Below are 4,438 nucleotides of genomic sequence, written 5' to 3' on the forward strand. Positions count from 1 at the left end.
GTTGTGTTCACGGTCGGCGTGCGCAATGAGCCGCCGCGGCGCCAGAACATGGCGGCGTGAGGCATGTACGCGATGGGGCTGCTCGCGTGCGGCTCGGCGTGGACGGCACTCACGGGCAACGATGCGTTCCAGCTGATCAGCTGGTGGATCGGCGCGCCACTGGCCATCATCGTGTGCTTGTGGCAACTCTGGGGTTTGTGGAAGCAGTCCGCTCACTACACCGAGCCTGCGTTCCCGTGGGGCTTGGCGCTGGTGTCCCCGATGGTCGCCGCGACATCCGCCGGGCAGCTGGCCACCCATCACGGCGAGTTTTATCACTACGCGGGTGAGCTGTGCTTCTTCCTCACGTTCTTCACCGCGATCCCGCTCTTCCTCTACTGCTACTGATCCCGCACGCGCCCACGTGGCGCAGCCGCGGGTACAGCGTGGATTCCCCTCGGTGTTGTCGGCCAGTCGACGGCAGCATCGACATTGCTTTTCGACACTCACCTGTACGGCCTCATCATGTTCACCCTCGCCGTACCGTGTGTCCTCTATGCCATGTACTGCTTCTACGAGGCTGTCCTCCACTGGGCGCCCTACGGCCCTGGTTGGTGGGGCTCTACCTTCCCCGTGGGCACTCTGTGCTTGGGTGCTTGGGACGAAGGCTGGCACGCACTTTCCTTGGCGCTCCTCGTGCTCTTGCTCCTCCACTGGGGTGTCTGCGCGGTGCGCTTTGGCTCCTGGGAACTAAGCCAATCTGGTGCGAGATGAACTAGCTATCCGCGCTTCTCCGATGCCGTCGTCGTGGTGGTCCACGACGAGCTGGATCTGGATCCCGGGGAACTCCCCGTCCGGCACGCCCAAGACTCGGCGTAGCGGCCGCCCTTCGCCAGCAATTCATCGTGCGTGCCCCGTTCTGCGACCGTCCCGTCCTCCGAAAGCACGACGATGAGGTCGGCATCGCGGATGGTGTGCAGGCGATGGGCGACGACGATCACAGTGTGATCGCCGCGCAACGCCTCCATCGTGCCGACGATCGCCCGCTCAGTGGCCGCATCCAGCGAGGACGTCGGCTCGTCGAGAAGCACCACCGGGGAATCCTTCAGAAGCGCCCGGGCGATGGCGAGGCGCTGCCGCTCACCTCCCGACAGCAGCGTCCCCTCTTCCCCCACTGGGGTATCCCACCCGGAAGGCAGCAGCTCCACGATGCGGTCCACCCCGGAACGCCGGGCGGCCTCGCGCAAGCGGTCCCCGTCACCGGGCCTGGAACCGAATCCGGGGTCGGCGAAGACCACGTTGTCCCGCACGGACGCGTCGAAAAGGAACGTCTCCTGGAACACCGGGGTCACCAGCGAGTTCACGCCGTCGGTGCCGATCCGAGGCAAGGGCACCCCGCCGATGAGGATCTCCCCCGAGTCCGGATCATGAAAACGCGACAACAGCCGCATGACCGTCGTCTTGCCCGACCCCGACGGTCCCACTACGGCAACCAGCGCTCCCTGAGGTGCACGGAAGCTGACGCCGTCGAGAACCTTCTTATCTCCGTACCCGAAGCTCACGCCGCGGAACTCCACGTCATACCCGTCGGGCAGCTCCGGTGCGGCAGGTTCGGGAAGAGCGGGGATTGCCCGCAGGTCACGCAACGCAGCCAACGTGTTGCGGCCCGCACCGAAACCGCCGGACAACGCTCCCGCCGTGGTGATCGGTCCGGTGAACTGGACGAGCACGATGAGTATCGGCGCCAAATGCGCCGGCGCCATCCCGCCCGTCGCGGCGACTGCCACGGCGACGATCACCGCCGCCGTGAACACTGCATGGACGACCGAACCCAACCGTCCGATGGCCGCTCCCTGCGTCGACGTCGCCTTCGCGAACGCATCGTGTTGGGCCTGGATAGCCTCATCCACCATCGCGTCCGCTGCCGAACCGTCGCCCGCGGCGCGAATCGCCTGCTGGCCGCGGGTGAACTCGATCAGCCTGCCGGAGACGGCAGCGACGGCCTCAGCATGCGCTTCGTCCGACTCCCCGCCGACCCGGCCAATGGCCCGGTAGGCGAAGAAGAGCACCGGCGCCGACGCGACAAGAACCAAACCGACGCGCCAATCCACCGCCAGAATTCCGAAGGCGATGACGGTCGGCGTAACCACCGCGGCGATGACGGGCCGCAGGATCACGTGCGGCACGGACGCCGCGAACGCGATACCCGACGACGCCATCTCCGAAAAGCGGCCGGCCGTGGACTTGGTGACGTACCCGAGTGGCAACGTCAGCACGCGTTCGCCCAGGGAACGCAGCAGGGACGACAGCACCGCTGCGGAATTCGCCCTGCCGACTGTCCCCGCGGCGAGGGACAGCACCGCATGGGCGGCCGCGAGGCCGGCGATGACGCCGGTGAAACGCCACGCCGTCGCATCATCTCCCTCGGCCAGAGCCGACAGCAGCGGCAGCAGCGCGACGAACGCCGCTCCCTGGGCCAGCGCGGCAAGCGTGGCCAACGCAATGAGCCACACCAGCGTCATTCTCGAGCGCCGATCCGTCATCGACCACAAGTCTCGAATCATCGGTTCCCCGCCTTTTCATCGTCTGATTCAGCGCCCCGCGGGGCGGATGGTTCGTCGTCGAGCGTGAACGCGCGCCACAAATCCCGGTAGCGGCCACCGCGCGCAAGCAACTCGTCGTGAGTACCCGCCTCCGTGACCGCTCCCCCATCGAGAACGAGGATGCGGTCAGCGTTGCGGATCGTGCTCAACCTGTGCGCGATCACAATCACCGTCCGCGAACGGGCCAAACGCTCGATTGCGGACTGGATGAGGGCCTCGGAAGCCGGATCCGCGTAAGCGGTTGCCTCGTCGAAGATGAGCACCGGCGCGTCCGTGACGATCGACCTCGCGATGGCTACGCGCTGCGCCTCACCACCGGAAAAGGTCACGTCGACGTTGACCACCGAATCCAGGCGCTTCGGCAGCGCCGCAATGACCGCATCGAGGTTCGCGAGCTTCGCGGCCGCCATGATTTCGTCGTCGGTGGCGTCTCTCCTGGCCAGCCGGATGTTCTCCCGCAACGGCAGCGTGAACAACTGCGGATCTTGGAACACCACCGACACCGAGCGGTGCACGTCGCGCACGGCAATGTCGCGAAGATCGACGCCGCCCAGCAGCACCGAGCCTTCAACAGGGTCGTGGAAACGCGCCAACAGCCGGGCGACGGTGGACTTTCCGGAACCGGAGGACCCCACCAGCGCAGTGAGGGTCCCTGGTTCGAACGTCGCGGACATCCCGTCGAGGACCCGCGGCCCATCGCCGTAGGAGAAGACCAGGTTCCGGACCTCGAGCGCGCCTCCGCGCGCGGGCACCGGATCGGCGGGCTCGGCGATCGGCGGCGTGCTCAGCACCTCCGCGATGGACTTCAGGGCGGCGATCCCCGCGATGATGGGTTCGGAGTTCATGGCCACCCGCACGATCGCCGCGGAGAGTCCAAGGCTGAGAACCAGCCCGGCGACGAGACCCTCCGGTATGCCGCCCGCGGCGTCCCTCAGAGCGAGGCCGGCCCCGCACACCACTGCGAGAACTGTGGTCGGGGACGTCACCACGTCGATGAGCCCGAGATAGATGTTCGACTGCCGGGACCAGGCGGACCACGCGCGGACGAACGACAACGCCGCGGCATCGTAGCGACCCGCGCCCTGGTTAGCGCGCCCGAAGGACTTCATCACCGGGATACCGCGCACCAGCTCGATGACCGCGGCCGTCACTTTTTCGGAGGCTCGCTCGTAGTCGCGCTGAAGACCGGCTCCGCGCGAAATCATCACGCCCATCAGGGCGAAGGTGACCAGCACCGGGACGACCGCCACCACCGCGATCCGCCAATCCACCATGACGAGCGCGATGAGGGAAAGCAGGGGAACCAGCACCGCCACCACGGTCTCACCGACGGTGTGGCCCATGAGCTGGTGGACAGCCGCGACGTCCTTCTCAACCGACTCGATGATTCCCGACGACCGCCGGGCATCCAGCCAGCCCAGGGGCAACTTCCGGATTTGGGCGACCAGTCGGCGCCGGAGGTGGAGCTGCAGGTCATTATCCGCCCGGTGCGAGAGCATGCCGGCGGCGCCGTCCGCGGCCATGCGCACCGTTGCGGCGACGACGATGACAGCCACGGCCAACCACGTCCGATGCTCCGGAGCCTCCGGGTACGTCATCGCGATGTCGATGATGCCGACCAGCGAAGCGACGGTAGCCACCGACGACAGGACGGATAACGCGACCACCGCACGCATCCGGGTCCGAATCGGGGCGAGCAGCGACCACGGGCCTACGGTCCCGTCCACGGCGCTCACTTGCCCGCCTCCCCGATCGCGCTTTTCTTCGTGAGAGTGCGGAAGTACACCATGCCGACGTGTGAGGCTCCGCCCAGCTTCAACCCGTTGGCTTCGGCGAGGTCCTCGACCTCGCTGCCC

The 4,438-nt window shown here is 67.1% G+C and carries 2 protein-coding genes and 1 pseudogene; 1 reads left to right on the top strand and 2 read right to left on the bottom strand.

What is annotated here, in order from left to right; genetic code table 11:
• The first annotated feature begins 72 nt into the window (after positions 1-72).
• A pseudogene (locus HMPREF3171_RS00470) lies at positions 73-753 on the top strand (hypothetical protein).
• A gap of 5 nt (positions 754-758) precedes the next feature.
• On the opposite strand, the gene HMPREF3171_RS00475 reads toward HMPREF3171_RS00470, so the two are convergent.
• On the bottom strand, positions 759-2,543 hold the full coding sequence (locus HMPREF3171_RS00475; RefSeq protein ID WP_070482149.1) for an ABC transporter ATP-binding protein: 1,785 nt from the start codon (positions 2,541-2,543) through the stop codon (positions 759-761).
• On the bottom strand, positions 2,540-4,318 hold the full coding sequence (locus tag HMPREF3171_RS00480) for an ABC transporter ATP-binding protein (protein WP_070482151.1): 1,779 nt from the start codon (positions 4,316-4,318) through the stop codon (positions 2,540-2,542). Before HMPREF3171_RS00480 ends, HMPREF3171_RS00475 begins: the two co-directional genes overlap by 4 nt.
• Between the last annotated feature and the right edge of the window lie 120 nt (positions 4,319-4,438).

It is taken from the genome of Corynebacterium sp. HMSC08F01 (assembly GCF_001807545.1).
GTDB lineage: Bacteria > Actinomycetota > Actinomycetes > Mycobacteriales > Mycobacteriaceae > Corynebacterium > Corynebacterium coyleae.

Excerpts from the sequence above, each read along its gene's own strand:
- HMPREF3171_RS00475 (WP_070482149.1), bottom strand. The coding sequence starts at position 2,543 with ATGATTCGAGACTTGTGGTCGATGACGGATCGGCGCTCGAGAATGACG.